Source organism: Enterobacter sp. BNK-13 (genome assembly GCF_048685015.1).
Lineage (GTDB): Bacteria > Pseudomonadota > Gammaproteobacteria > Enterobacterales > Enterobacteriaceae > Enterobacter > Enterobacter quasiroggenkampii.
This window is the reverse complement of the sequence record NZ_JBLQTP010000001.1, coordinates 3,330,733-3,354,252: the sequence shown is the minus strand read 5'-3', so window position 1 is coordinate 3,354,252 and position 23,520 is coordinate 3,330,733. Positions and strand designations below refer to the sequence as shown.

General features: G+C 59.1%; 22 protein-coding genes. 13 read left to right on the top strand and 9 right to left on the bottom strand.

Annotated features, from left to right (window positions below; all coding sequences use genetic code 11):
• The first annotated feature begins 38 nt into the window (after nucleotides 1–38).
• The 4 genes from ACMGGQ_RS16155 (at nucleotide 39) to ACMGGQ_RS16140 (ending at nucleotide 4,978) form a co-directional block, all read left to right on the top strand.
• The gene (locus ACMGGQ_RS16155) at nucleotides 39–1,052 is read left to right on the top strand and encodes a LacI family DNA-binding transcriptional regulator (protein ID WP_420290279.1); all 1,014 of its coding nucleotides are present in this window, start codon (nucleotides 39–41) and stop codon (nucleotides 1,050–1,052) included.
• A 134-nt stretch (nucleotides 1,053–1,186) separates the two neighbouring features.
• The gene (gene hydN, locus ACMGGQ_RS16150) at nucleotides 1,187–1,732 is read left to right on the top strand and encodes an electron transport protein HydN (protein WP_032643033.1); all 546 of its coding nucleotides are present in this window, start codon (nucleotides 1,187–1,189) and stop codon (nucleotides 1,730–1,732) included.
• 5 nt (nucleotides 1,733–1,737) lie between these two features.
• Nucleotides 1,738–3,978, top strand: a complete 2,241-nt coding sequence (gene hypF / locus ACMGGQ_RS16145) for a carbamoyltransferase HypF (RefSeq protein WP_420290278.1) — start codon at nucleotides 1,738–1,740, stop codon at nucleotides 3,976–3,978.
• Nucleotides 3,956–4,978 (top strand): HoxN/HupN/NixA family nickel/cobalt transporter, encoded by a 1,023-nt coding sequence (locus ACMGGQ_RS16140; RefSeq protein WP_045908512.1) that lies wholly within the window; start codon nucleotides 3,956–3,958, stop codon nucleotides 4,976–4,978. The genes hypF and ACMGGQ_RS16140 overlap by 23 nt, the downstream gene beginning before the upstream one ends.
• Nucleotides 4,979–5,059: 81 nt before the next feature.
• On the opposite strand, the gene norW is transcribed toward ACMGGQ_RS16140, so the two are convergent.
• Together norW and norV are read right to left on the bottom strand one after the other, a co-directional pair.
• Nucleotides 5,060–6,193 (bottom strand): NADH:flavorubredoxin reductase NorW, encoded by a 1,134-nt coding sequence (gene norW / locus ACMGGQ_RS16135; RefSeq protein ID WP_420290277.1) that lies wholly within the window; start codon nucleotides 6,191–6,193, stop codon nucleotides 5,060–5,062.
• Nucleotides 6,190–7,632 (bottom strand): anaerobic nitric oxide reductase flavorubredoxin, encoded by a 1,443-nt coding sequence (norV, locus tag ACMGGQ_RS16130; protein WP_420290276.1) that lies wholly within the window; start codon nucleotides 7,630–7,632, stop codon nucleotides 6,190–6,192. The genes norW and norV overlap by 4 nt, the downstream gene beginning before the upstream one ends.
• Before the next feature lie 189 nt (nucleotides 7,633–7,821).
• Between norV and norR the strand changes: the two genes are divergently transcribed.
• Nucleotides 7,822–9,336, top strand: a complete 1,515-nt coding sequence (norR, locus tag ACMGGQ_RS16125) for a nitric oxide reductase transcriptional regulator NorR (RefSeq protein ID WP_420290275.1) — start codon at nucleotides 7,822–7,824, stop codon at nucleotides 9,334–9,336.
• Here the strand turns inward: norR and gutQ are convergent.
• The 7 genes from gutQ to srlA all read right to left on the bottom strand — a co-directional run bounded on the left by gutQ (nucleotide 9,333) and on the right by srlA (nucleotide 14,268).
• Nucleotides 9,333–10,298, bottom strand: coding sequence for an arabinose-5-phosphate isomerase GutQ (gene gutQ, locus ACMGGQ_RS16120; RefSeq protein WP_196352689.1), 966 nt, complete (start codon nucleotides 10,296–10,298; stop codon nucleotides 9,333–9,335). The two genes, norR and gutQ, sit on opposite strands and share 4 nt — an antisense overlap.
• Nucleotides 10,291–11,064: a glucitol operon DNA-binding transcriptional repressor SrlR gene (srlR, locus tag ACMGGQ_RS16115; protein ID WP_032640855.1), complete on the bottom strand. Its 774-nt coding sequence runs from the start codon at nucleotides 11,062–11,064 to the stop codon at nucleotides 10,291–10,293. Before srlR ends, gutQ begins: the two co-directional genes overlap by 8 nt.
• A 63-nt stretch (nucleotides 11,065–11,127) precedes the next feature.
• A complete protein-coding gene (gutM, locus tag ACMGGQ_RS16110; RefSeq protein WP_045908515.1) occupies nucleotides 11,128–11,487 on the bottom strand; it encodes a transcriptional regulator GutM in 360 nt (119 codons plus the stop codon).
• Nucleotides 11,488–11,579: 92 nt separating this feature from the next.
• Nucleotides 11,580–12,359 carry a sorbitol-6-phosphate dehydrogenase gene (gene srlD, locus ACMGGQ_RS16105; protein ID WP_023294411.1) on the bottom strand — a complete coding sequence of 260 codons (780 nt, stop codon included), beginning with the start codon at nucleotides 12,357–12,359 and terminating at the stop codon, nucleotides 11,580–11,582.
• A gap of 14 nt (nucleotides 12,360–12,373) precedes the next feature.
• Nucleotides 12,374–12,736, bottom strand: a complete 363-nt coding sequence (srlB, locus tag ACMGGQ_RS16100) for a PTS glucitol/sorbitol transporter subunit IIA (RefSeq protein WP_045908516.1) — start codon at nucleotides 12,734–12,736, stop codon at nucleotides 12,374–12,376.
• A gap of 12 nt (nucleotides 12,737–12,748) precedes the next feature.
• Nucleotides 12,749–13,708 carry a PTS glucitol/sorbitol transporter subunit IIB gene (gene srlE, locus ACMGGQ_RS16095; protein ID WP_039025237.1) on the bottom strand — a complete coding sequence of 320 codons (960 nt, stop codon included), beginning with the start codon at nucleotides 13,706–13,708 and terminating at the stop codon, nucleotides 12,749–12,751.
• Nucleotides 13,705–14,268 (bottom strand): PTS glucitol/sorbitol transporter subunit IIC, encoded by a 564-nt coding sequence (srlA, locus tag ACMGGQ_RS16090; protein ID WP_003862164.1) that lies wholly within the window; start codon nucleotides 14,266–14,268, stop codon nucleotides 13,705–13,707. Before srlA ends, srlE begins: the two co-directional genes overlap by 4 nt.
• Before the next feature lie 251 nt (nucleotides 14,269–14,519).
• On the opposite strand from srlA, the gene mltB reads away from it, so the two are divergent.
• The 8 genes from mltB to alaS all read left to right on the top strand — a co-directional run bounded on the left by mltB (nucleotide 14,520) and on the right by alaS (nucleotide 23,428).
• Nucleotides 14,520–15,620 (top strand): lytic murein transglycosylase B, encoded by a 1,101-nt coding sequence (mltB, locus tag ACMGGQ_RS16085; RefSeq protein ID WP_045908517.1) that lies wholly within the window; start codon nucleotides 14,520–14,522, stop codon nucleotides 15,618–15,620.
• A 300-nt stretch (nucleotides 15,621–15,920) separates the two neighbouring features.
• Nucleotides 15,921–16,574, top strand: a complete 654-nt coding sequence (locus ACMGGQ_RS16080; RefSeq protein ID WP_420290274.1) for a metal ABC transporter ATP-binding protein — start codon at nucleotides 15,921–15,923, stop codon at nucleotides 16,572–16,574.
• Nucleotides 16,571–17,431 (top strand): metal ABC transporter permease, encoded by an 861-nt coding sequence (locus ACMGGQ_RS16075; RefSeq protein WP_024907701.1) that lies wholly within the window; start codon nucleotides 16,571–16,573, stop codon nucleotides 17,429–17,431. The genes ACMGGQ_RS16080 and ACMGGQ_RS16075 overlap by 4 nt, the downstream gene beginning before the upstream one ends.
• Nucleotides 17,432–17,445: 14 nt before the next feature.
• Nucleotides 17,446–18,324, top strand: a complete 879-nt coding sequence (locus ACMGGQ_RS16070; protein WP_420290273.1) for a metal ABC transporter substrate-binding protein — start codon at nucleotides 17,446–17,448, stop codon at nucleotides 18,322–18,324.
• Nucleotides 18,325–18,453: 129 nt separating this feature from the next.
• Nucleotides 18,454–18,951 (top strand): nicotinamide-nucleotide amidase, encoded by a 498-nt coding sequence (pncC, locus tag ACMGGQ_RS16065; RefSeq protein ID WP_045908520.1) that lies wholly within the window; start codon nucleotides 18,454–18,456, stop codon nucleotides 18,949–18,951.
• A gap of 89 nt (nucleotides 18,952–19,040) precedes the next feature.
• Nucleotides 19,041–20,099, top strand: a complete 1,059-nt coding sequence (gene recA, locus ACMGGQ_RS16060) for a recombinase RecA (RefSeq protein ID WP_024907698.1) — start codon at nucleotides 19,041–19,043, stop codon at nucleotides 20,097–20,099.
• 69 nt (nucleotides 20,100–20,168) lie between these two features.
• Nucleotides 20,169–20,669: a recombination regulator RecX gene (gene recX / locus ACMGGQ_RS16055; RefSeq protein WP_032640869.1), complete on the top strand. Its 501-nt coding sequence runs from the start codon at nucleotides 20,169–20,171 to the stop codon at nucleotides 20,667–20,669.
• 131 nt (nucleotides 20,670–20,800) lie between these two features.
• Nucleotides 20,801–23,428 (top strand): alanine--tRNA ligase, encoded by a 2,628-nt coding sequence (gene alaS, locus ACMGGQ_RS16050; protein ID WP_262778889.1) that lies wholly within the window; start codon nucleotides 20,801–20,803, stop codon nucleotides 23,426–23,428.
• The last annotated feature ends 92 nt before the right edge of the window (nucleotides 23,429–23,520 follow it).

Genomic DNA, 23,520 nt, shown 5'->3' with positions numbered 1-23,520 from the left:
GTACACTGCGCTCCATCAGATTCAGACGGAATAACAACATGACCACGATGCTTGAAGTGGCGAAGCGGGCAGGCGTTTCGAAAGCCACGGTATCCCGGGTGCTGTCGGGCAATGGCTATGTCAGCCAGGAGACCAAAGATCGGGTGTTTCAGGCCATTGAAGAGAGCGGCTATCGCCCAAATTTGCTGGCGCGCAACCTGGCGACCAAACGTACCCAGACGCTGGGCCTGGTGGTGACCAACACCTTGTATCACGGCGTCTACTTTAGCGAGCTGCTGTTTCACGCCGCGCGCATGACGGAGGAGAAAGGGCGGCAGCTGATCCTCGCGGACGGCAAGCACAGCGCCGATGAAGAGCGCGAGGCGATCCAGTATCTGCTCGATATGCGCTGCGACGCGGTGATTATCTATCCGCGTTTTCTGAGCGTGGAAGCTATGGATGAGATCGTCGAGAAGTGCGAGCAGCCCATTATGGTGCTCAACCGCCGTCTGCGGAAAAACAGCAGCCACAGCGTGTGGTCCGATCATAAAGCCTCCAGCCAGGACGCGGTGTCACAACTGATTGCGAAAGGGCATCGTGAGATCGCCTTTATCACCGGCTCGCTGGATTCTCCCACCGGGGTTGAGCGTCTCTCCGGCTATAAGGACGCGCTGGCGCAGCACGGTATTCCGCTGCGCGAGGGGCTGATTGCGCAGGGGAAGTGGAACCCCGCCAGCGGCGCGGCGGCGGTGTCCGAACTGCTTGCTCGGGGTGAGCGCTTTACGGCGCTGGTGGCGAGCAATGACGATATGGCCATCGGTGCCATGAAGCAACTGCACGACAGCGGCGTGGCCACACCGGACGCAGTGTCGGTGATCGGTTTCGACGATGTGGCCATCGCGCCTTACATTGTGCCGTCGCTCTCCAGCGTCCGCATCCCGGTAACGGAGATGATCAAAGAGACCATCAGCCGCCTGATCTTCATGCTCGACGGCGGTGAGTTTAAATATCAGCAAACCTTCTCCGGCGAGCTTGTCCTGCGCGACTCGGTTATTGACGGCCCGCACCGCTGATGTCGACAGCCGTCATCGTCATAAGTGACGATGACGGCACCGCTTTAATTTTTAAAATCAAATAAAATCAATAAGTTAATTATTGGCACGGTTTATGAATATCTCCGCGCATAACTGTAATGCTGGAGAAGCAGATGAACCGTTTTATTATGGCCGATGCCAGTAAGTGTATTGGTTGCCGTACCTGTGAAGTGGCGTGCGTGGTTTCCCATCAGGCGGAGCAGGACTGCGCGTCGCTTACCCCTGACACCTTCCTGCCGCGCATCCACGTCATCAAAGGCGTGAATATTTCCACCGCCGCCATCTGTCGCCAGTGCGAAGACGCACCGTGCGCGAACGTCTGCCCGAACGGGGCGATTAAACGCGAGAAAGGCTTTGTGCACGTGATGCAGGAGCGCTGCATTGGCTGCAAAACCTGCGTGGTCGCCTGTCCGTATGGCGCGATGGAGGTGGTGGTCCGTCCGGTAGTGCGCAACAGCGGTATGGGGCTGAGCGTGCGCGCGGACAAAGCAGAAGCCAACAAATGTGACCTGTGCTACCACCGTGAGGCCGGCCCGGCCTGTATGGAAGCCTGCCCGACACACGCGCTGGTCTGCGTGGATCGCGACAAGCTTGAGCAGATGAGCGCCGAAAAGCGCCGTCGCGCGGCGTTCGACACCTCGTCATCACTGCTGTTCTGAGCCGTATGAGCAGCAACGGCGTTCAGTTGCGGGTGCGCGGCAAAGTGCAGGGCGTCGGGTTTCGTCCCTTCGTCTGGCAACTGGCGCAGGCGCTTCAGTTGACCGGTGACGTCTGCAATGACGGAGAGGGCGTGCTGGTGCGCCTCGCGGGTAATGGGGGGGCCTTTACCGCGAGGCTGCATCAGGACTGCCCGCCGCTGGCACGCATTGACCGCGTGGAAGCGCAGCCGTTTACCTGGGCGCGCGTGCCGGAGGACTTTACCATCCGCCACAGCGCGGCCGGGACGATGGACACCCAGATTGTCCCCGATGCGGCGACCTGCCCGGCGTGTCTGGCTGAGATGGGCGACACACGCGAACGCCGTTATCGCTATCCGTTTATCAACTGCACCCACTGCGGGCCGCGGTTTACCATTATCCGCGCCATGCCCTACGACCGCCCGGCCACGGCAATGGCGCCGTTCCCGCTCTGCGGGCCGTGTGAAGCAGAGTACCGCAATCCTGCCGACCGCCGTTTTCACGCCCAGCCGGTCGCCTGCCCGGACTGCGGGCCCGCGCTTATGTGGCGTGCGGGCGACATGACCGCTGAGCGCGAGGCTGCGCTGCGCGCGGCGGTGGCGATGCTGAAAAGCGGCGGTATTGTCGCCGTCAAAGGGCTGGGGGGCTTTCACCTCGTCTGTGACGCGCGTAACCCGCAGGCGATCGCGACGCTTCGGTCACGCAAGCAGCGGCCCGCGAAGCCGCTGGCGGTGATGATCCCGCATGCGGATGACCTGCCGGAGACGGTTCAGACGCTGCTACGCTCACCCGCCGCACCCATTGTGCTCATGCCAAAAGCCTGGCTGCCCGCGTTCCCGGAAGGTATCGCACCCGGTCTGGATTCCGTCGGCATCATGCTTCCTGCGAACCCGCTGCAGCACCTTCTGATGATGGACTGCCAGTGCCCGCTGGTGATGACCTCCGGCAACCTCAGTGGCAGACCGCCTGCCATCACCAACCGGCTGGCGCTGGATGAGCTCAGCGGCATCGCGGACGGTTTCCTGCTGCATAACCGCGATATTCTGCAGCGGATGGACGATTCGGTGATGGATCGGGACGGTGCGATGCTGCGCCGCGCGCGCGGTTTTGTGCCCGATGCCATCACGCTGCCTGCCGGGTTCGACAATATCCCCGCCATGCTGTGCACCGGGGCGGAGATGAAAAACACCTTCTGCCTGGTGCGTTGGAATCAGGCGGTGCTGAGCCAGCATTTTGGCGATCTCGGTGACGAGGGGGTGGAAGCGCAGTGGCGTTCCGCGCTGTCGGTGATGCAGGACATTTACGCCTTCCAGCCGGAGCGTGTGGTGTGCGATGCCCATCCGGGATATCGCGCTCGTCAGTGGGCGCAGGCGCAGGCGTTGCCCCTTGAAGAGGTACACCACCATCACGCCCACGCCGCGGCGTGCCTGGCCGAAAACGGCTGGCCGCGCGATGGCGGAGACGTTATCGCCCTGACGCTGGACGGGATCGGCATGGGGGAAAACGGCGCGCTGTGGGGCGGAGAGTGCCTGCGGGTCAGCTATCTCGACTATGCGCATTTGGGTGGTCTGCCTGCTGTTGCGCTGCCGGGCGGCGATCTGGCGGCCATGCAGCCGTGGCGTAATCTGCTCGCCCACTGTCTGGCGTTTGTACCCGACTGGCAGCAGTACCCGGAAACCCATGCGGTTCAGCGCCAGAACTGGCCGTTGCTGGCGACGGCGATCCAGCGTGGCATCAACGCGCCGCGAGCTTCTTCCTGTGGTCGCCTGTTTGACGCGGTTGCCTGTGCGCTCGGCATCGACACGCAGCGTTACGAAGGGGAAGCGGCCTGTCGGCTGGAAGCCCTGGCATCGCAGTGCACGGGTGTCGACCATCCGGTGACGCTGGAAGTGGATAACCTCGCGCTTTTCTGGCAGCAGTGGCTGAGCTGGCAGGCGGAACCCTGCGCGCGCGCCTGGGCGTTTCATGATGCGCTGGCAAAAGGGTTGGCGGAGCTCGCCGCGTTTCATGCCCGGCGCCTGTCGCTTTCGACAATCTGTCTCAGCGGCGGGGTATTACACAACCGTCTGCTGCGCGCGCGTCTGCGTCATTATCTTTCTGACTTTACGCTTCTTTTTCCTTCGCGCCTGCCCGCAGGTGACGGAGCGATCTCCTTCGGGCAGGCGGTGGTCGCCGCTGCCCGGTCATGTTTACAAAGGACTAAAAATGTTACGACTGTTACGCAATGAACCTCGCGCCGCGCTTCTGCTGCTGGCTCTGGTAATGGCAAACCTGCTGGCCTGGGGATGGGCATGGCACACCTTTAGCGGCAGCACGGCGCTGATGGCGGCAAGCCTGCTGGCGTGGTGCTACGGACTGCGTCATGCGGTGGACGCTGACCACATCGCAGCCATAGATACCGTGACGCGTAAGATGATGCAGCAGGGCAAACGCCCGTCCGGCGTGGGGGCGTGGTTCTCGCTGGGCCACTCCACCATCGTGGTGCTGGCTTCCATTGCCATCGCCGCTACCGCCACGGCGTTTCAGAAGAACATGGCGTGGTTCCACGAAACCGGCAGCCTGATTGGTACCGCCGTTTCCGCGACCTTCCTGCTGGCGATGGCGCTGGTGAATATGGTGATCCTGCGCGGCGTCTGGCGCAGTTTTCAGGCGCTGAAACACGGCAGGCCCGTGCAGGACGACATCACGCTACCTGCTCAGGGCGGGGTAATGAACTGGCTGTTTGGCAAGACCTTCCGCCTCGTCAATAAAAGCTGGCAGATGTACCTGGTTGGCTTCCTGTTTGGTCTCGGCTTTGATACGGCCACCGAAATCGGCGTGCTGGGGATCTCTGCCGCCAGCGCGTCCAGCGGGATGTCGGTGTGGTCAATCATGATCTTCCCGGCACTCTTCGCCAGCGGCATGGCGCTGGTGGATACCCTCGATAACCTGCTGATGGTCGGCGCCTACGGCTGGGCGTTTAACAAGCCGCAGCGTAAGCTCTACTACAACATGACCATCACCGGCACCTCCGTGGTGGTGGCGCTGTTTATCGGCGGGCTGGAAGCGTTGGGTCTGCTGATGGATAAATTTGCCCTCAGCGGCGGCCTCTGGGATCTGATTGGCACGGTGAACGACAATCTGGGCAACGCCGGGTTTGTCGTGGTGGGTCTGTTTGTCGCCTGCTGGCTGATTTCCATGGCGAATTACCGCTGGCGCGGCTACGACGCGCTGGTGGTACGTTCCTGAACGACCCAGCCCGGCGGCGCTACACTTGCACGGGTCTGCATGTAGGCCGGGTAAGCGGAGCGCCACCCGGCATTACGAGGGTTAAGCAGGGAGCGATTTCAGCAGGGCGAAGGCCTCTTTCATCCTGTCTTCACTGACGACAAAGGCGCGCATCTGACCGTCATTATCCGTACCGCGCGCCACCATGCCCTGCGGCGAAAGGGCAATCTGCCAGTCCAGATCCTGACGCTGCGTTTCGCCTGCGAGATGCAGTGGTAATTCCGGCGTTTTCACTTTGACCAGCATGGCGGGTAATTTCACCGGCGTACTGCCGCCGAGCAGGTTTTTCGCCAGAGACAGCGCGCTTAATTGAATCGGCTGTAAAAAGGGCAGCACCTGGCCGTTAATTTCCGCGCAGTCGCCCAGGGCATAAATGTCCGGCTGGGTGGTTTGCAGGTAGCTGTTAACCTTCACGCCGCGGTTGATTTCGGCGCCTGCGCGATGCGCCAGCGCCGTTTCCGGGCGCAACCCTGTCGCCGCAATCACCACATCCACTTCCACGCTGCGGCTGCGGTCGAGCGTTACACGTATGCCGCTGCCGGTTTTGCTCAGGCTCTGCAGCTGCGATTTCAGCAGCAGATGGACGCCCATATCGGTCAAACGATGCTGTAAGCGGCTGCTCACTTCAGCGGGCATCAGCGCTGACAGAATGCTCGCCGCGTGGTCGACCAGGGTGACGGATTTACCCGCACGGCAGAAATCCATCGCCAGTTCGGTGCCGATCAGCCCGCCGCCGACAATCATCACCCGCGTGGCGTCGCGAAGCTCCGTTTCGCTGGCCTGATACGCCTGCTGGCTGTTGAGCGTGACCATCAGCTCGCGGCCCTCAACCGGCGGCACAAACGCAGAGGCACCCGTGGCCAGCACCAGCTTGTCGTACTGCCAGGTTTTATCTTTCGCTTTCACCAGACGGGCGTCGGCGTCGATATCGGTGACCCAGGTGTACGGAAACAGACGCAGGTTAAACTGTTCTGCGAACGCCCCCGCCGTCTGGCGGGTGAGATCGTCGGCGCGCTGGTTCTGGCTCATGACGTGGCTTAAATCAGGCTTGTTGTACTCGTCCATGCTGTCGGCGGCGATCAGCGTCAACGGCACGTTAGCGTCCTGTTTGCGGATATTTTTTACCAGCTGGCGGGCGGCAAAACCCGAGCCGATAATGACGATACCATGGCTCATTTTGCCTCCGTTGCCAGTTCATCAAAGACGTCTTTCCCGAGGGAACATTCCGGGCAGAGGAAGGTGTCCGGCACCTCACTCCACGGCGTGCCCGGGGCGACATCCTGCAGCGGCTCGCCCCGTTCCGGGTCGTAAATCCACTGGCATACGCTGCACTGCATGCAAGGACCGAGGTCGGCAGCGGCAGCTTTTGCTTCGGCTTCCGGCGCAACCGCCGCAGCGGGGGTGGTTTCCAGCAGCGGTGCGAGCGCCCACTGACGGGCGATGTCGCGGCCGTGCTGGCGGCAGATTTCCAGGGCGTCGATATCCGGCCGCCATTTCGCTTTCAGGCTCATCGACATCTCAAACCCTGCATCCTGTAAACGGGTAGAGAGACGGTCTACCGCGCCGCCGCTCCAGCCGTGGGAGCCAAAGGCGCTGGCGCGCTTGTTGCGAAAACGCAGGCCGGTCATCTCTTCGACCAGACCGGCAATCTTCGGCATCATCACGTTGTTCATGGTGGACGTACCCACCAGCACCCCTTTTGAGCGGAAGACGTTGGTGAGGATCTCGTTTTTATCGCTGCGCGCCACGTTGAAGATTTTCACCGCCACGTTCGGGTCCACTTCGTTGATGCCCTGGGCAATGGCGTCCGCCATCATGCGGGTGTTGTTGGACATGGTGTCGTAGAAGATCGTGATGCGATCTTCCTGATAATCCGCCGCCCATTTCAGGTACAGCTCGACGATCTGGGTGGGGTTTTCACGCCACACCACACCGTGAGAGGTGGCAATCATCTCCACCGGCAGGTTAAAGCCGAGGATCTCGGTGATTTTTGGCGTCACCAGGCGGCTGAACGGGGTCAGGATGTTGGCGTAGTAACGCTGGCACTGCTCGAAAAGCTCGGTCTGATCCACTTCGTCATTAAACAGGCGTTCGTCGCAGTAGTGCTGGCCGAAGGCGTCGTTGCTGAACAGCACCGCGTCGCCGGTCATGTAGGTCATCATGCTGTCCGGCCAGTGCAGCATGGGCGTTTCCACGAAGATCAGCTGTTTGCCGTTGCCGATATCCAGCGCGTCGCCCGTTTTCACGGTATGGAAGTTCCACTCCGGATGGTGGTGGTGACCGTTGATCGAGTCGATGGCGTTGGTGGTGCAGTAGATCGGAGTGTCCGGAATATACGACATCAGCTCGGTCAGGGCACCGGCATGATCCTCCTCCGCATGGTTGATGATGATGTAGTCGATGGCGTTCAGGTCGATTTCACCGCGCAGGTTCTGCACGAACTCGCGGCTGAACTTGTGATCGACGGTATCGATCAGCACGTTTTTTCCTTCGCGGATGAGATAGCTGTTGTAGCTGCTGCCGCGCAGCGTTTTATATTCCGTCCCGTGGAAATCGCGCACTTCCCAGTCACGTTGACCCACCCAATGAATGTTATTTTTAACCAGAATAGACATAGCAAACCTCAGCGTAATATCGCGTTTTTCAAAATAGGATGCTTTGCTTATATCAAGCTGCGTGCCAACTTTTAATTTATTGATTTTTATATATTTATATTTTAATGATCCGTAATGGTTAGTCATTTTGACTATCAAAAGCAGTGTCACTATGACAATATGCATTGTCAAAATGACAGCGAGGCAGAAATGAGCTTTTCCGTAGACGTGCTGGCGAAGATCGCCATTGAGCTGCAAACCGGTATCGGCCATCAGGACCGCTTTCAGCGGCTGATCTCCACGCTGCGCCACGTGCTGGCGTGCGACGCTTCGGCGCTGCTGCGCTACGAAGGGCGGCAGTTTATTCCCCTGGCGATCGACGGCCTGGCGAAGGACGTGCTCGGGCGGCGCTTTACCCTTGAAGGCCATCCACGTCTGGAGACCATTGCCCGCGCGGGTGACGTGGTGCGTTTCCCGGCGGACAGCGATCTGCCCGACCCGTATGACGGGCTGATTCCCGGACAGGAGAGCCTGAAGGTGCACGCCTGTATTGGCCTGCCGCTGTTTGCCGGGCAAAATCTGATTGGGGCGCTGACCCTCGACGGCATGTCGCCGGACCAGTTCGATACTTTCAGTGATGAAGAGTTGCGCCTCATTGCGGCGCTGGCCGCCGGGGCGCTTAACAACGCGCTGCTGATTGAACAGCTGGAGAGCCAGAATATCCTTCCCGGCAGCCCGGCGGCGTTTGAGCAGGTCACGCACACGGAGATGATTGGCCTCTCTCCGGGCATGGTGCAGCTCAAAAAAGAGATTGAGATTGTTGCCGCGTCCGATTTGAACGTGCTGATCTTCGGGGAGACCGGCACCGGCAAGGAGCTGGTGGCGAAGTCGATTCATGAAGCGTCGCCGCGCGCGGTCAATCCGCTGGTGTACCTCAACTGCGCCGCGCTGCCGGAAAGCGTGGCGGAAAGCGAATTGTTTGGTCACGTCAAAGGGGCGTTTACCGGCGCCATCAGCAACCGCAGCGGCAAGTTCGAAATGGCCGATAACGGTACGCTGTTTCTGGATGAAATAGGCGAGCTCTCTCTGTCGCTTCAGGCCAAACTTCTGCGCGTATTACAGTACGGCGATATCCAGCGTGTGGGCGATGACCGCAGCTTAAGAGTGGATGTGCGCGTGCTGGCGGCGACCAACCGCGACCTGCGTGAGGCGGTGCTGGCCGGGCAGTTCCGCGCCGACCTGTTCCACCGCCTGAGCGTGTTCCCGCTTACCGTGCCGCCGCTGCGCGAGCGCGGGGACGACGTGGTGCTGCTGGCGGGCTATTTCTGCGAACAGTGCCGTCTCAGGATGGGGCTTTCCCGCGTGGTGCTGAGTCCGGGGGCGAGGGCGCATCTGCTGAGCTACGGCTGGCCGGGCAACGTGCGCGAGCTGGAACACGCGATTCACCGTGCGGTGGTGCTGGCGCGAGCGACGCGTTCGGGTGATGAAGTGGTCATACATGCCCGGCATTTTGCGCAGCATGATGAAACCGCACCCACGATTGCCCATGCAGCTCCGGAGATAACGAGCGAAAACCTGCGTGACGCGACAGAGGCGTTTCAGCGTCAGATGATTATCCGCGCGCTGGATCAGAACAACCGCAACTGGGCGGCGTGCGCCCGGGCGCTGGAGATGGACGTCGCCAACTTGCACCGGCTGGCGAAGCGTCTCGGGCTGAAGGGTTAGATAATCCCGGCCTGATAGAAATCCTGCAGGTTGATGGCGCCGCACAGCCTGCCGGAGTCATCCACCACCGGTGCGGCGGTGATTTTGCGCTTCATCAGCACCTCTTTGGCTTCAATGGCGCGGCTCTCGGCGTTCAGCGTCAGCCCGCCCTGGGTCATGGCGTCCGACACTTTGGTTTCCAGCTTGCCGCCGCCCACCAGCCAGCGGCGCAGGTCGCCGTCGGTGAACACGCCTTTGACGTACCCGTCGTCATCGCACACCGCCACCAGCCCCAGACCGGTGCGGCTGAGCTCCAGCATCGCGTCCATGACGCTGGTATTGAGTTTGACCTGCGGAATCGCATCGTCAGTGCGCATCAGGTGGTGAACCTTGTTGAGCAGGCGTGCCCCGAGCGCCCCCGCCGGATGCGAGCGGGCGAAATCTTCTTCGTTAAACCCACGCGCCTGCATCACCGCCATCGCCAGCGCGTCGCCCATCATCAGGGTATTCACGGTGCTGGAGGTCGGGGCGAGGTGCATCGGACAGGCTTCACGCTCAACGGAAATATCCAGCGTCGCTTTGGCGGCCAGCGCCAGCGGCGAGCGGGATTTCCCGGTCATCGCCAGCAGGGCAACCGATTTTTCCTGCAGACGTGGAATGATGAGATCCAGCTCTTTTGCCGAACCGGAGTAGGAGATAAACAGCATCACGTCGCGGCTCTCAATCATCCCCAGATCGCCGTGCAGCGCCTCTGCAGGATGCACGAAGAAGGCTGGGGTGCCGGTGCTGGCCAGCGTCGCGGCAATCTTTTTGCCGATGTGGCCGGATTTACCGATGCCCGCCACGATCACTTTGCCTTCGCAGTGGATAATGGTGTTGGCGGCGCGGACAAAATCCTCGCCCAGACGTTCCGGCAGGCGGCTGGCTTCCTGCAGCTCCAGCATCAGCGTCTGGCGGCCCGTTTCTAACAGAAAATCACTCATCTCTCTCTCCGGTTACGATCACGTCGATGCCTTTCTCTTCCAGCGCTTTTTTGAACGCCGGATCGATACCCGCGTCGGTAATCAGCTTATCAACACTTTCCAGGCTACAGACAATGTTGGGGCTTTTGCGGCCAAACTTCGACGAGTCTGCCATCAAAATCACCTCCCGCGCGGCATTGCACATGGCTTTACTGACGCTGAACACTTCGTTGAACGTCGTGACGCCCGCGTTCAGATCGATGCCGTCGGTGCCCATAAACAGTTTATCAAAGCTGAAGTGATCGAAGGCGTTCTCCGCCAACTGTCCGTGAAACGACGCCGATTTTTTGCGGAAGGTGCCGCCGGGCATCAGGATGGTCTGCTCGCTGTCGAACTCCGACAGGGCGTTGACGATGTGCAGGCTGTTGGTCATCACCGTGATGTTGTTAAAGCGGCTGAGCAGCGGGATCATCTGCAGGACGGTACTGCCGGCATCCAGAATGATGGAGTCGCCATCGTGGATAAATTTTACGGCGGCTTCGGCAATCAGCGCTTTCTGGTGGGTATTGATCAGCGTTTTGTGGTCGATAGGCGGGTCCGCTTCGTCTTTATTGAGCACCACGCCGCCGTAGGTTCGAATGACGGCGCCAGAGTTTTCGAGCAATACGAGGTCCTTGCGTATCGTTGTGCCGGTGGTGTCAAAGTAGTGGGCCAGATCCTCTACCGAGCATTTTCCCTGCTTTTGCAGATGCTCAAGAATGGCCGCCTGGCGCTGACGAGGTTTCATAGGCGCTTCGTTCCTTAGGTTGCGAAATGATAATTTCGCAAGTCTATATCTTTCACAACGAAATTATCCATGTTTCAGATTAAGCGCTAATGATAGTGCATTCTGACAGAGTGGATCATGGGGAAAGATCACATCAGGCTGTAATTCCTGCAGCGAAATGCCGTTGATTGCCTGGATTTTCACCGGACGGGCAAAGACGGTCATGCCGCGCATGATGAGGGAATCGCAGACGTTATTGTTTTCATCCAGCGCAATAGCCACGACGACGCGTGGTTTAAAGCGTCCGCCGGAACGCCCGACGCCCACGCGGCCTTTCTGGCACAGGGCGTCAAACGCGCGGTTAAACTGGTGGATTTGCCAGCCGCCGAACGCCATCTGGCAGAGCCAGGCGAGGGCGGCGACGGTGATGAGTGCGGTAACCATATCTGCTCCTTTAATGGCCGGGTGGCGGCTGCGCCTTACCCGGCCTGGGGGGATGGTAGCCCCGGTAAGCGCAGCGCCACCGGGGAATGAACTCAGAACATCACCTGCCCGCCGGTGACGTTAATCGACTGCCCGGTGCAGTACGAGGCTTTCGGGCTGGCGTAAAACAGCAGCATGTTCAGCACGTCCTGGTAATCGCACCCGCGCTTGAGCGGCACTTTATCGATGTAGTACTGCTCCACTTCTTCCGCTTTGATGCCGAGCTTGGTGGCGTACTGCGGCAGCAGGGACTGGAACATCGGCGATTTCAGCAGGTTGCCGAGCATCAGCGAGTGAACGGTAATGCCGTATTCGGCCAGATCCAGCGCCAGAGACTGCGTCAGCCCCACGCCGCCAAACTTCGCCGCGCTGTAGCCGGAGTTATGCTTGCTGCCCACTTTCCCCGATTTAGAGTTGATCTGAATGATGCGCCCCTGAATGCCGTCGCGGATCATCAGACGGGAAAACTCGCGGGCACAGAGGAAATAGCCCACCAGATTGACCTGCAGCGAGCGGTCAAAATCCCCCAGCTCGAAATCGCTGATAAAGGCCGCTTTCGCAATTCCCGCGCTGTAGACCAGCAGGTCGGTACGGCCAAAAATCTCGTCCACGCCGCGGGCCAGCGCCATCACGCTCTGCTCGCTGGTGGCGTCGGCGCCAAACCCGTACGCCATTCCTTCACCAAACTCGGTATTGATGGTGTCCGCCACGCGGGCGGCTTTTTCACTCTGGATGTCCACTACCGCCACGCGGTAACCCTCTGCGGCAAGCCCACGGCAGAGGAACTCGCCTAAGGTTTGTCCCCCACCAATGACAACGGCAACCTGACTCATGTCTATCTCCTTAATTACGCAACAAATTTTAACGTGCAGCCTGGGGTGACAGCCTGCGGAACCGGGCCCGTTACGTGAACCGTGCCGGGATACTCCGCCTGCGGCTGGCCGTCGAAACGCAGGGTGATGTGGCCCAGCTCGCGCAGGTTTTGTTCAGCGACGTCGCCGACGGCGGTCACGGCATAGCGCGCCTCGCCCAGCTCCAGCTGGCTCCCGGCCTTCAGCTCACCGTTCAGCTCGCCGTGGCAGTGGATGAAGCAAAACTCTTCGATATCAGCAGGCGCCCCTTCGCGAAAGGTGATCAGCATCTGGTCGCTCAGCGCGTCGGCGGCGCTTTGGCCGATGCGGGTAATGGTGGTCTGGTAAATCACGGTCATGGCAGGCACCTCTTATTGATAAATAAAGCCGGAAACAAACCAGGCAATCAGCACCGTCGGCGCGCCCGTCAGGAAGCGGCTGACCAGCACGGACGGCACGCCCACGCGCACGGTGTCCTGGCGCGCTTCGGCCAGCGACAGCCCCACAGGGATAAAGTCGCACGCCGCCTGGGCGTTAATGGCAAACAGGGCGGGCAGGGCGAGGTGCGGGGGAATGTTCCCCAGACCAATCTGCACGCCAATCAGCACGCCGATGACCTGAGCAATCACCGCGCCCGGGCCGAGGAACGGCGACAGCAGCGGGAAGGAGCAGATCAGCGCCAGCGTCACCAGCCCAAGCGGGTGGCTGGCGAGCGGGGCAAGGCCATGTGCAATCCAGTCGCCCAGGCCGGAGGCCATGATGATGCCGATCAGCGCCGAGACGAACGCCATAAATGGCAGAATGGTCTTCAGCACCGTGTCGATGGTGTCGCGCCCGGACTGGAACAGCACCGCCACGGCGGAACCCATGCCCATCCCGACTTTCGCCAGCAGGCCATCGCTCTGCTCGGTAATTTTCTTGCTGGTGTCGTACTCGCGCGGAGCCGCTTTTTGCGGTGCAGACGTCCCCTTCACCAGGGTGATGTTGTCTTCCTTGACGCCCGAGACATAAATGTCTTCGAGGATGTACTGCGCCAGCGGGCCGGATTTCCCGGTGGAGTGAATATTTACCGTCGGAATGCGGCGCTTCGGATAGATGCCGCAGCGCAGCGTGCCGCCGCAGTCGATCACCGCCACGCCGATTTCCGCCTCCGGTGGTTCTCCTTCCTTGAAGCCGTCGACCGCTTCCCAGCCCGTCAGCTCGCGCAGCCTGTCGACGATCGCCGGGCGGGTACCCGCGGTGATGTAAACAATCTTTTTGCCTTCGGTGGCGTCGAACTCCAGCGGGCCGCCCCAGCCGCCCGTGCCTTTCTCAATGCGGATCCGGTTCATGCTGTGGCTCCTGAAAGATGGACCTTCTGTTCAAGCTGGATGCCCATTTTTTTCTCGAAAATAGCGGTGGTGAGGTCGGTCACCCAGCCGCGGAAGAAGTTGGTGACCAGACCGACCAGCAGGTAGCTCACCGCCAGCGGGCCCAGCGGCAGGCCAAGCGTGGTAAGGCCGCTGGCGATCCCGAGATAAACGAATAGCTCGCCGGGGTTGATGTGCGGGAACAGGCCATTCATCGAATGGCAGCTGTAGGAGGCGGCGGCGTAATAGCTCGGCTTGTACTTCTCAGGCATAAAGCGGCCGAGGCTTAAGGTCATCGGGTTGCAGAATACGAAGGTGCCGATAAAGGGCAGTATCAGGTAGCGGGACAGCGGGTTTCCGGCGCAGCGCTGGGCGAAGCGTTCAATACGCTGCTGCCCGATAAAGTTAATCAGCGCGTTCATGATAACCAGCAGGCTGATCAGCAGGGGCAGGATCCCGGTCACCATGCCGGTGAACACTTCTCCGCCTTTCTGAAACAGCCCGATGAACCACTCGGCGCCGTGGGTGATGGTTTCTATCATTCTTCTCTCCTGTAGAGCGTTTGTTTTTGTCTATCTGCGGTTAATAATAATCACTTTGAAAGGTTTTAAAGTGTTAGTTAGATCTCACAATGAAAGAAAAATGTATTATTTTGAAAGTTAATTGACGTGGTGAATGATTTTCGGGGGAAAAAAGCACGGATTTGCGTTGGGGAGGTGCGTACCGCTTCCTTGAGGTGTTGCGGATGCTTTACCATACTGGGTTCTTATCGAACCCGTTAAATGGATGTCTCATGTTCAAGCGTCGTTATGCAGCGCTGTTGCCTGCGCTTATTCTGCTGTCTGCCTGTAGTAGCAAACCTAAGACCGAAGCCGTTCAGCAAACGGCGGGCGCGCCTTCCGGAGGATTCCTGCTGGAGCCGCAGCACAATATGATGCAGATGGGCGGCGACTTCGCGAATAACCCGGCGGCCGAGCAGTTCATCGATAAAATGGTGAGCAAACACGGCTTTGACAGACAGCAGCTGCACGAAATTTTGTCTCAGGCCAAGCGTCTGGACTACGTGCTGCGCCTGATGGACAGACAGGCGCCGACGGCCCAGGTGCCGAGCGGGCCAAACGGAGCGTGGCTGCGCTATCGCAAACAGTTCATTACCCCGGACAACGTGCAAAACGGCGTGGCGTTCTGGAATCAGTATGAAGAGGCGCTCAACCGCGCGTGGCAGGTGTACGGCGTACCGCCTGAAATCATCGTCGGGATTATCGGTGTGGAAACCCGCTGGGGCCGCGTGATGGGCAAAACCCGCATCCTGGACGCGCTGGCGACGCTCTCCTTTAACTACCCGCGCCGCGCGGAGTATTTCTCTTCCGAGCTGGAAACCTTCCTGCTGATGGCGCGTAACGAACAGGACGATCCGCTCGATCTGAAAGGGTCGTTTGCCGGCGCGATGGGCTACGGCCAGTTTATGCCGTCGTCCTATAAACAGTATGCCGTCGACTTTAACGGCGATGGCCATATCAACCTGTGGGATCCGGTGGATGCCATCGGCAGCGTGGCGAACTACTTCAAGGCGCACGGCTGGGTGCCGGGCGGCCAGGTGGCGGTGCAGGCGAACGGCCAGGCGCCGGGGTTGGAAAACGGCTTCAAAACTAACTACAGCATTTCGCAGCTGACCGCGGCAGGCTTAACGCCAACGCAGCCGCTGGGCAATGCACAGCAGGCGAGCCTGCTGCGTCTGGATGTCGGAACGGGCTATCAGTACTGGTACGGACTGCCGAACTTCTACACCATCACCCGCTATAACCACAGCACCCACTATGCGATGGCCGTATGGCAGCTGGGGCTAGCGGTATCGCAGGCCCGCGTGCCGGCGGCGTCACCGTTTAGTCAGTAAGTTACCCCGACGGGTAGGCCGGGTAAGGCAACGCCGCCACCCGGCATGGCTGCGCACACGGTGCGGCCTGATGCCCTCTCCCACGGGAGAGGGCGTTTTGCAGAAACATTTCGCCACACTCCCTATTCAAACCTGCCATTTACATCTTAGCCACCTTTCATTATTGTTATGTTATAACATTTAATATGGTGTCGAGATGTCAACGTCCCTTTTTTCTCTGTCTGCTCCGGTTCGGCTTTTGCTGGCGCTGGTGCTTATTGTCTTTCTCGGGCTGGCCGTGCGCTGGGCGGTGGCGTTGCCATGATTGTGATGAATGAACTGGTCGCGGGTTATGAACGCCAGCCCGTGACGCGACCCCTCTCGGGCACGATTGCGCGTGGAAGTATGACCGCGATTGTCGGCGCTAACGGCTGCGGGAAATCTACCTTACTGAAAACGCTCGCCGGGTTTATCCCGCCCGTAAGCGGCAGTTTTCGCTGGCAGGGAAAGCCCCCGGTGATTGGCTGGCTGGCACAGCGCCACGCGCTGGAGGCGCAGTTTCCGCTAACCGTACGGGACGTGGTAAGCATGGGCTGCTGGCCGGGCATTTCGCTGTTTTCCGGGTTTCGCCGCGAAACGCGGCTGCGCATTGCCAGCGCGCTTGAGCGCGTCGGGCTGGAATCCATGGCGTTATCCACCATCGATGAGCTCTCCGGCGGCCAGTTCCAGCGCATGCTGTTCGCCCGCGTCCTGGTGCAGCAGGCGCCGCTGGTGATGCTGGATGAGCCCTTTACCGGGGTCGATGAGGCCACCTGCAACGTGCTGATGGATGTGATGCTGGAGATGTATATGCAGGGGCAAACGCTGCTCGCGGTACTGCACGACAGCGAGCGCGTGTCGCGCCACTTCCCGCAGACGTTACGGCTGGATGCTGACGTTCCTCAATGGAAAACCGAGCGGGTGAGGGTGGCATGATCTGGCATCTCTTTTTTCAGCCGTTTATCGAGTATGGCTTTATGCGTCGCGCGCTGGTGGTTTGCCTGGCGCTCTCGGTCAGCACCACCGCGCTTGGCGTGTTTCTTCAACTGCGCAGAATGAGCCTGATGGGCGATGCCCTTTCGCACGCCATTTTACCGGGCGTCGCCGTGGGATACTTGCTCAGCGGCATGTCGCTGCTGGCGATGAGTATCGGCGGTTTTATCGCGGGCATTACCGTGGCGCTGCTGGCCGGTCTGGTCAGTCGCCGCACGCCGCTTAAGGAAGATGCCAGCTTTGCCGGGTTTTATCTCGGCTCACTGGCCCTGGGGGTCACGCTGGTATCGCTTCGTGGGTCGAATGTCGATCTGCTGCATTTGCTGTTTGGCTCCATCCTCGCCGTGGACAACGACGCCGCGCTGTTTGTCACAGGCGTGTGCATGTTCACTCTCATCGTGCTGGCGATGTTCTATCGCGGGCTGGTTACCGAAGCGTTTGACACCGCCTGGCTACAGGTGAACGCCCGCTGGCTGCCCGGCCTGCTGCACGGACTGTTTCTGGCGCTGCTGGTCCTTAACCTGGTGGCCGGTTTTCAGGTGCTCGGCACGCTGATGGCCGTTGGTCTGATGATGCTGCCGGCTGTGGCGGCTCGCTGCTGGGTACGCACGCTACCGGCGTTACTCCTGATGGCGGGCATCAGCGGTATTTTCTGCGCATGGCTGGGGCTGAGCCTCTCCTGGGCGATGAGTCTTCCGGCCGGGCCATCCATCGTGCTCACCGCCAGCGCGCTGTTCTTTATTTCCATTTTATTGGGTACGCGAAGCAGGCTCGCTGGCAGTCTGCGGGCGTATTTTTAACGCAAGGGGAAACGATGAAACGTACAGGATTAGCAGTGGCGCTCGCGCTGGGGATGATGTCGCACGGCGTGATGGCGAAAACGCTGAATGTGGTCACCAGCTTTTCGATACTGGGGGATATCACCCAGGAGGTGGGCGGCGATCACGTGAAGGTGACGACGCTGGTGGGGCCGGATGGCGATCCGCATACCTTCGAGCCGTCGCCGAAAGACAGCGCGGCGCTGAGCAAGGCCGATGTGGTGGTGGTAAACGGCCTGGGGCTGGAGGGCTGGCTTGACCGTCTGGTGAAGGCCTCCGGGTTCAAAGGACAGCTGGTCGTCGCCTCAACCGGGGTGAAAACCCACATGCTTGAGGAAGATGGAAAGACCGTGACCGATCCGCACGCCTGGAACAGCGCGGCGAACGGGGCGTTATATGCACAAAATATTCTGAACGGGCTGGTGAAAGCCGATCCGCAGGACAAAGCCGCGCTGGAAGCCTCCGGTAAACCCTATATCACGCAGCTTAACCAGCTGGATAGCTGGGCCAAAACGCGCTTTAGCCAGATCCCGCAGGCGAAGCGTAACGTGTTGACCAGCCATGACGCGTTCGGCTATTTCAGCCGTGCCTACGGCGTGAGGTTTATGGCGCCGCAGGGACTGTCCTCCGAGAGCGAGGCCAGCGCGGCGCAGGTTGCTGAGATTATCAATCAGATCAAAGCTGACGGCGTAAAAACCTGGTTTATGGAAAATCAGCTCGATCCGCGTCTGGTGAAGCAGATTGCGTCGGCGACGGGCGCGCAGCCGGGGGGCGAGCTTTACCCCGAAGCGCTGTCGGCCAAAGGCGGGGTGGCAGACACCTACGTTAAGGCGTTTCGCCACAATGTGAATACGCTCGCCAACAGCATGAAATAACTTTTCCACGGCCGGTGCGCCCGCACCGGCTTTTTTCTGAAGCTCCCTCGTAAAACCCGAAGCGCGTCCCCACATCTGACGAGAAAGTGCTATCTTGTGCAGCACGTTTTTCTGATGCCTGGAGCGAGAATGACTGACCATGAATTGATGCAGCTTAGCGAGATAGTTGGCCTTGCGCTTAAGCAACGTGGGGCGACCCTTACCACCGCTGAGTCCTGCACCGGCGGCTGGGTGGCGAAAGCGATTACCGATATTGCCGGCAGTTCCGCCTGGTTTGAACGCGGATTTGTGACCTACAGTAACGAAGCTAAAGCACAGATGATTGGTGTGCGCGAATCCACGCTGGAACAGCACGGCGCGGTCAGCGAACCGGTGGTCATCGAGATGGCGATTGGCGCGCTCAAAGCGGCGCGTGCAGATTTCGCCATTTCCATTAGCGGCATCGCGGGGCCGGACGGCGGCAGCGACGTGAAGCCTGTCGGTACCGTCTGGTTTGGTTTTGCCACCGCGAAAGGTGAAGGGATCACCCGCCGGGAGTGCTTTAGCGGCGATCGCGAAAGCGTGCGTCGTCAGGCAACCGTTTATGCGTTAAAAACGCTCTGGCAACAATTTCTACAAAACACTTGATACTGTATGACCATACAGTATAATTGCACCATCAGAACAGAAATCCACGGTGAAGCACAGTCGCTTCTCCCGGCATGACAGGAGTAATAATGGCTATCGACGAAAACAAACAGAAAGCGTTGGCGGCAGCACTGGGCCAGATCGAAAAGCAATTCGGTAAAGGCTCCATCATGCGCCTGGGTGAAGACCGTTCCATGGATGTGGAAACCATCTCCACCGGTTCGCTTTCTCTGGATATCGCGCTGGGCGCTGGCGGTCTGCCTATGGGCCGTATCGTAGAGATCTACGGGCCAGAGTCCTCCGGTAAAACCACCCTGACGCTGCAGGTCATTGCCGCAGCACAGCGCGAAGGTAAAACCTGTGCGTTTATCGATGCCGAGCACGCGCTGGACCCTGTGTATGCCCGTAAGCTGGGCGTCGATATCGACAACCTGCTGTGTTCTCAGCCGGACACCGGTGAGCAGGCGCTGGAAATTTGTGACGCGCTGGCGCGTTCTGGTGCCGTTGACGTTATCGTGGTCGACTCCGTTGCTGCACTGACGCCAAAAGCGGAAATCGAAGGTGAAATCGGCGACTCTCACATGGGCCTCGCGGCACGTATGATGAGCCAGGCGATGCGTAAGCTGGCGGGTAACCTGAAGCAGTCCAACACGCTGCTGATCTTCATCAACCAGATCCGTATGAAAATCGGCGTGATGTTCGGTAACCCGGAAACTACGACCGGGGGTAACGCCCTGAAATTCTACGCTTCTGTCCGTCTGGATATCCGCCGTATTGGCGCGGTGAAAGAGGGTGAGAACGTCGTCGGTAGCGAAACCCGCGTCAAGGTTGTGAAGAACAAAATCGCTGCGCCGTTCAAGCAGGCTGAGTTCCAAATCCTCTACGGCGAAGGTATTAACTTCTTCGGTGAGCTGGTTGACCTGGGCGTGAAAGAGAAGCTGATTGAAAAAGCGGGCGCCTGGTATAGCTACAACGGTGACAAGATTGGTCAGGGTAAAGCGAATGCCATCTCCTGGCTGAAAGAGAACCCGGCTGCGGCGAAAGAGATCGAGAAGAAAGTGCGTGAGCTGCTGCTGAACAACCAGGACTCCACGCCAGATTTCGCGGTTGATAGCGCGGATGCTGAAGAAACTAACGAAGACTTTTAATTCTTTCGTTTAACAATGAAGGGCTGCTGATGCGGCCCTTTTTGCATTTCTGAATCAGCAGGTTTTTTTATGAGTGAACCGACAACACGTCGACCCGCGTATGCACGCCTACTGGATCGCGCGGTGCGCATCCTGGCCGTTCGTGACCACAGTGAACAGGAGCTGCGGCGAAAACTGTCGGCACCGGTGATGAGTAAAAACGGCCCGGAAGAGATTGATGCCACCGCGGAAGATTATGACCGCGTCATCGCATGGTGCTATGAGCATCGCTATCTTGATGACGAGCGTTTTGCCTCGCGGTTTCTCGCCAGCCGTGGCCGCAAGGGGTACGGGCCCGCGCGCATCCGGCAGGAGCTAAACCAGAAAGGGGTGGCCCGGGAGTCCATCGAAAAAGCGATGCGCGAATGCGACATTGACTGGTGCGAGCTGGCAAAAGAGCAGGCTATTCGTAAGTACGGCGAACCGCTGCCGCGTGAATTTTCAGAAAAAGTCAAAATCCAGCGCTTTTTGCTCTACCGCGGCTTTCTGATGGAAGATATTCAGGATATCTGGCGTAATTTTGCCGATTGAACGCATGCGGGATTTTACTTCCCACCAAAGAAAACTTATCTTATTCCCACTTTTTCCAGTAGCTGGTCTGTCCAACGGTTTACCGATACAGGCTGGCTACGACATTTCGTTAGCTTGATTTCAGGATAATTATGAGCAAGAGCACCGCTGAGATCCGTCAGGCGTTTCTCGATTTTTTCCATAGTAAGGGACACCAGGTTGTTGCCAGCAGCTCCCTGGTACCGAACAACGATCCGACTCTGCTGTTTACCAACGCCGGGATGAACCAGTTCAAGGATGTGTTCCTTGGTCTCGACAAGCGTAATTATTCCCGCGCCACAACCTCACAGCGTTGCGTGCGTGCGGGCGGTAAACACAACGACCTGGAAAACGTCGGTTACACCGCGCGTCACCACACCTTCTTCGAAATGCTGGGTAACTTCAGCTTCGGCGACTACTTTAAACACGATGCTATTCAATATGCGTGGGAACTGCTGACCGGTGAAAACTGGTTCAACCTGCCGAAAGAGCGTCTGTGGGTTACCGTCTATGAAACCGATGACGAAGCCTACGAAATCTGGGAAAAAGAAGTCGGGATCCCGCGCGAGCGTATTATTCGCATCGGCGATAACAAAGGCGCGCCTTACGCGTCCGACAACTTCTGGCAGATGGGTGACACCGGTCCTTGCGGTCCGTGCACCGAGATCTTCTACGATCACGGCGACCACATCTGGGGCGGCCCTCCTGGCAGCCCGGAAGAAGACGGCGATCGCTACATTGAGATCTGGAACATCGTCTTCATGCAGTTTAACCGTCAGGCCGACGGTACGATGGAGCCGCTGCCGAAGCCGTCCGTTGATACCGGTATGGGTCTGGAGCGTATTGCCGCGGTACTGCAGCACGTTAACTCCAACTATGAGATTGACCTGTTCAGCACCCTGATCAAAGCCGTTGCCGAAGTGACCGGCGCGACCGATCTGAACAACAAATCGCTGCGCGTTATCGCGGACCACATTCGTTCCTGCGCGTTCCTGATTGCCGACGGCGTTATCCCGTCGAATGAAAACCGTGGCTACGTGCTGCGTCGTATCATTCGTCGAGCTATCCGTCACGGCAACATGCTGGGCGCGAAGGACACCTTCTTCTATAAACTCGTTGGGCCACTGATTGGCGTGATGGGGTCAGCCGGTGACGAGCTGAAACGCCAGCAGGCGCAGGTTGAGCAGGTTCTGAAAACCGAAGAAGAGCAGTTTGCCCGTACGCTGGAGCGTGGTCTGGCGCTGCTGGACGAAGAGCTGGCGAAGCTTAAGGGCGACACGCTGGATGGCGAAACTGCTTTCCGCCTGTACGACACCTACGGCTTCCCGGTTGACCTGACGGCGGACGTTTGCCGTGAGCGTAACATCAAAGTTGACGAAGCGGGCTTCGAAGCCGCGATGGAAGAGCAGCGCCGTCGTGCGCGCGAGTCCAGCGGCTTCGGCGCAGACTACAACGCGATGATCCGCGTTGACAGCGCGTCAGAATTCAAAGGCTATGAGGCGCTGGAACTGACCGGCAAAGTGACCGCTCTGTTTGTTGATGGTAAAGCCGTGGACAGCATCAGCGCGGGTCAGGATGCGGTTGTCATTCTGGACAAAACGCCGTTCTACGCCGAATCCGGCGGTCAGGTTGGCGATAAAGGCGAGCTGAAAGGCAATGGCTTTAGCTTCAGCGTCACCGACACCCAAAAATACGGTCAGGCGATTGGTCACCAGGGCAAACTGGTTTCCGGTTCTCTGAAAGTGGGCGAGGGCGTCCAGGCGAACGTTGATGAAGCTCGCCGCGCGCGCATTCGTCTGAACCACTCGGCAACCCACCTGATGCACGCTGCCCTGCGCGACGTACTCGGTACCCATGTTGCACAGAAAGGTTCTCTGGTTAACGACAAAGTGCTGCGCTTCGACTTCTCGCATTTTGAAGCGATGAAGCCGTCTGAAATCCGTGCGGTGGAAGATCTGGTGAACGCGCAGATCCGTCGTAACCTGCCAATCGAGACCCATATCATGGATCTCGAGGACGCGAAGAAAAAAGGTGCGATGGCGCTGTTTGGCGAGAAATACGACGAGCGCGTTCGCGTGCTGAGCATGGGCGACTTCTCTACCGAGCTGTGCGGCGGTACGCACGCCTCGCGCACCGGTGATATCGGCCTGTTCCGCATTGTTTCCGAGTCGGGAACGGCGGCAGGTGTGCGTCGTATTGAAGCGGTGACCGGTGAAGGTGCGATTGCCAGCCTGCATGCGCAGAGCGATCAACTGCACGACATCGCGCAGCTGCTGAAAGGCGATAGCCAGAACCTGGGCGAGAAAGTGCGCGTTGCGCTGGATCGCACGCGTCAGCTGGAAAAAGAGCTGCAGCAGCTGAAAGAGCAGGCTGCTGCGCAGGAGAGTGCAAACCTCTCCAGCAAGGCTGTAGACATTAAGGGCGTCAAACTGCTGGTCAGCGATCTGGCGGGCGTTGAGCCTAAGATGCTGCGTACTATGGTCGACGATCTCAAGAACCAGCTTGGTTCGACCGTTATCGTGCTGGCGACAGTGGCAGAAGGTAAGGTTTCTCTGATTGCGGGCGTCTCTAAGGATGTGACTGACCGCGTAAAAGCAGGGGAACTGATTGGTATGGTCGCTCAGCAGGTGGGCGGCAAGGGTGGCGGTCGTCCGGACATGGCGCAAGCCGGTGGTACGGATGCGGCGGCACTTCCTGCGGCATTAGCCAGCGTTGAAAGCTGGGTAAGCGCGAAACTGTAATAACTACAAAGCACAAGCAGACGCCATAGCGGTAACGTTATGGCGTCTTGTTCACTGTGCTATCGATAACGATAAAGTCAGGTTGAGTTTGT

Coding starts and splice junctions, on each gene's coding strand:
- alaS (WP_262778889.1), top strand. CDS start 20,801: ATGAGCAAGAGCACCGCTGAGATCCGTCAGGCGTTTCTCGATTTTTTC.
- ACMGGQ_RS16080 (WP_420290274.1), top strand. CDS start 15,921: ATGATTGTGATGAATGAACTGGTCGCGGGTTATGAACGCCAGCCCGTG.
- ACMGGQ_RS16140 (WP_045908512.1), top strand. CDS start 3,956: ATGTTACGACTGTTACGCAATGAACCTCGCGCCGCGCTTCTGCTGCTG.
- srlB (WP_045908516.1), bottom strand. CDS start 12,736: ATGACCGTGATTTACCAGACCACCATTACCCGCATCGGCCAAAGCGCC.
- ACMGGQ_RS16070 (WP_420290273.1), top strand. CDS start 17,446: ATGAAACGTACAGGATTAGCAGTGGCGCTCGCGCTGGGGATGATGTCG.
- srlR (WP_032640855.1), bottom strand. CDS start 11,064: ATGAAACCTCGTCAGCGCCAGGCGGCCATTCTTGAGCATCTGCAAAAG.
- norR (WP_420290275.1), top strand. CDS start 7,822: ATGAGCTTTTCCGTAGACGTGCTGGCGAAGATCGCCATTGAGCTGCAA.
- srlE (WP_039025237.1), bottom strand. CDS start 13,708: ATGAACCGGATCCGCATTGAGAAAGGCACGGGCGGCTGGGGCGGCCCG.
- gutM (WP_045908515.1), bottom strand. CDS start 11,487: ATGGTTACCGCACTCATCACCGTCGCCGCCCTCGCCTGGCTCTGCCAG.
- ACMGGQ_RS16155 (WP_420290279.1), top strand. CDS start 39: ATGACCACGATGCTTGAAGTGGCGAAGCGGGCAGGCGTTTCGAAAGCC.
- pncC (WP_045908520.1), top strand. CDS start 18,454: ATGACTGACCATGAATTGATGCAGCTTAGCGAGATAGTTGGCCTTGCG.
- srlD (WP_023294411.1), bottom strand. CDS start 12,359: ATGAGTCAGGTTGCCGTTGTCATTGGTGGGGGACAAACCTTAGGCGAG.
- norV (WP_420290276.1), bottom strand. CDS start 7,632: ATGTCTATTCTGGTTAAAAATAACATTCATTGGGTGGGTCAACGTGAC.
- gutQ (WP_196352689.1), bottom strand. CDS start 10,298: ATGAGTGATTTTCTGTTAGAAACGGGCCGCCAGACGCTGATGCTGGAG.
- norW (WP_420290277.1), bottom strand. CDS start 6,193: ATGAGCCATGGTATCGTCATTATCGGCTCGGGTTTTGCCGCCCGCCAG.
- ACMGGQ_RS16075 (WP_024907701.1), top strand. CDS start 16,571: ATGATCTGGCATCTCTTTTTTCAGCCGTTTATCGAGTATGGCTTTATG.
- hydN (WP_032643033.1), top strand. CDS start 1,187: ATGAACCGTTTTATTATGGCCGATGCCAGTAAGTGTATTGGTTGCCGT.
- recX (WP_032640869.1), top strand. CDS start 20,169: ATGAGTGAACCGACAACACGTCGACCCGCGTATGCACGCCTACTGGAT.
- recA (WP_024907698.1), top strand. CDS start 19,041: ATGGCTATCGACGAAAACAAACAGAAAGCGTTGGCGGCAGCACTGGGC.
- mltB (WP_045908517.1), top strand. CDS start 14,520: ATGTTCAAGCGTCGTTATGCAGCGCTGTTGCCTGCGCTTATTCTGCTG.
- srlA (WP_003862164.1), bottom strand. CDS start 14,268: ATGATAGAAACCATCACCCACGGCGCCGAGTGGTTCATCGGGCTGTTT.
- hypF (WP_420290278.1), top strand. CDS start 1,738: ATGAGCAGCAACGGCGTTCAGTTGCGGGTGCGCGGCAAAGTGCAGGGC.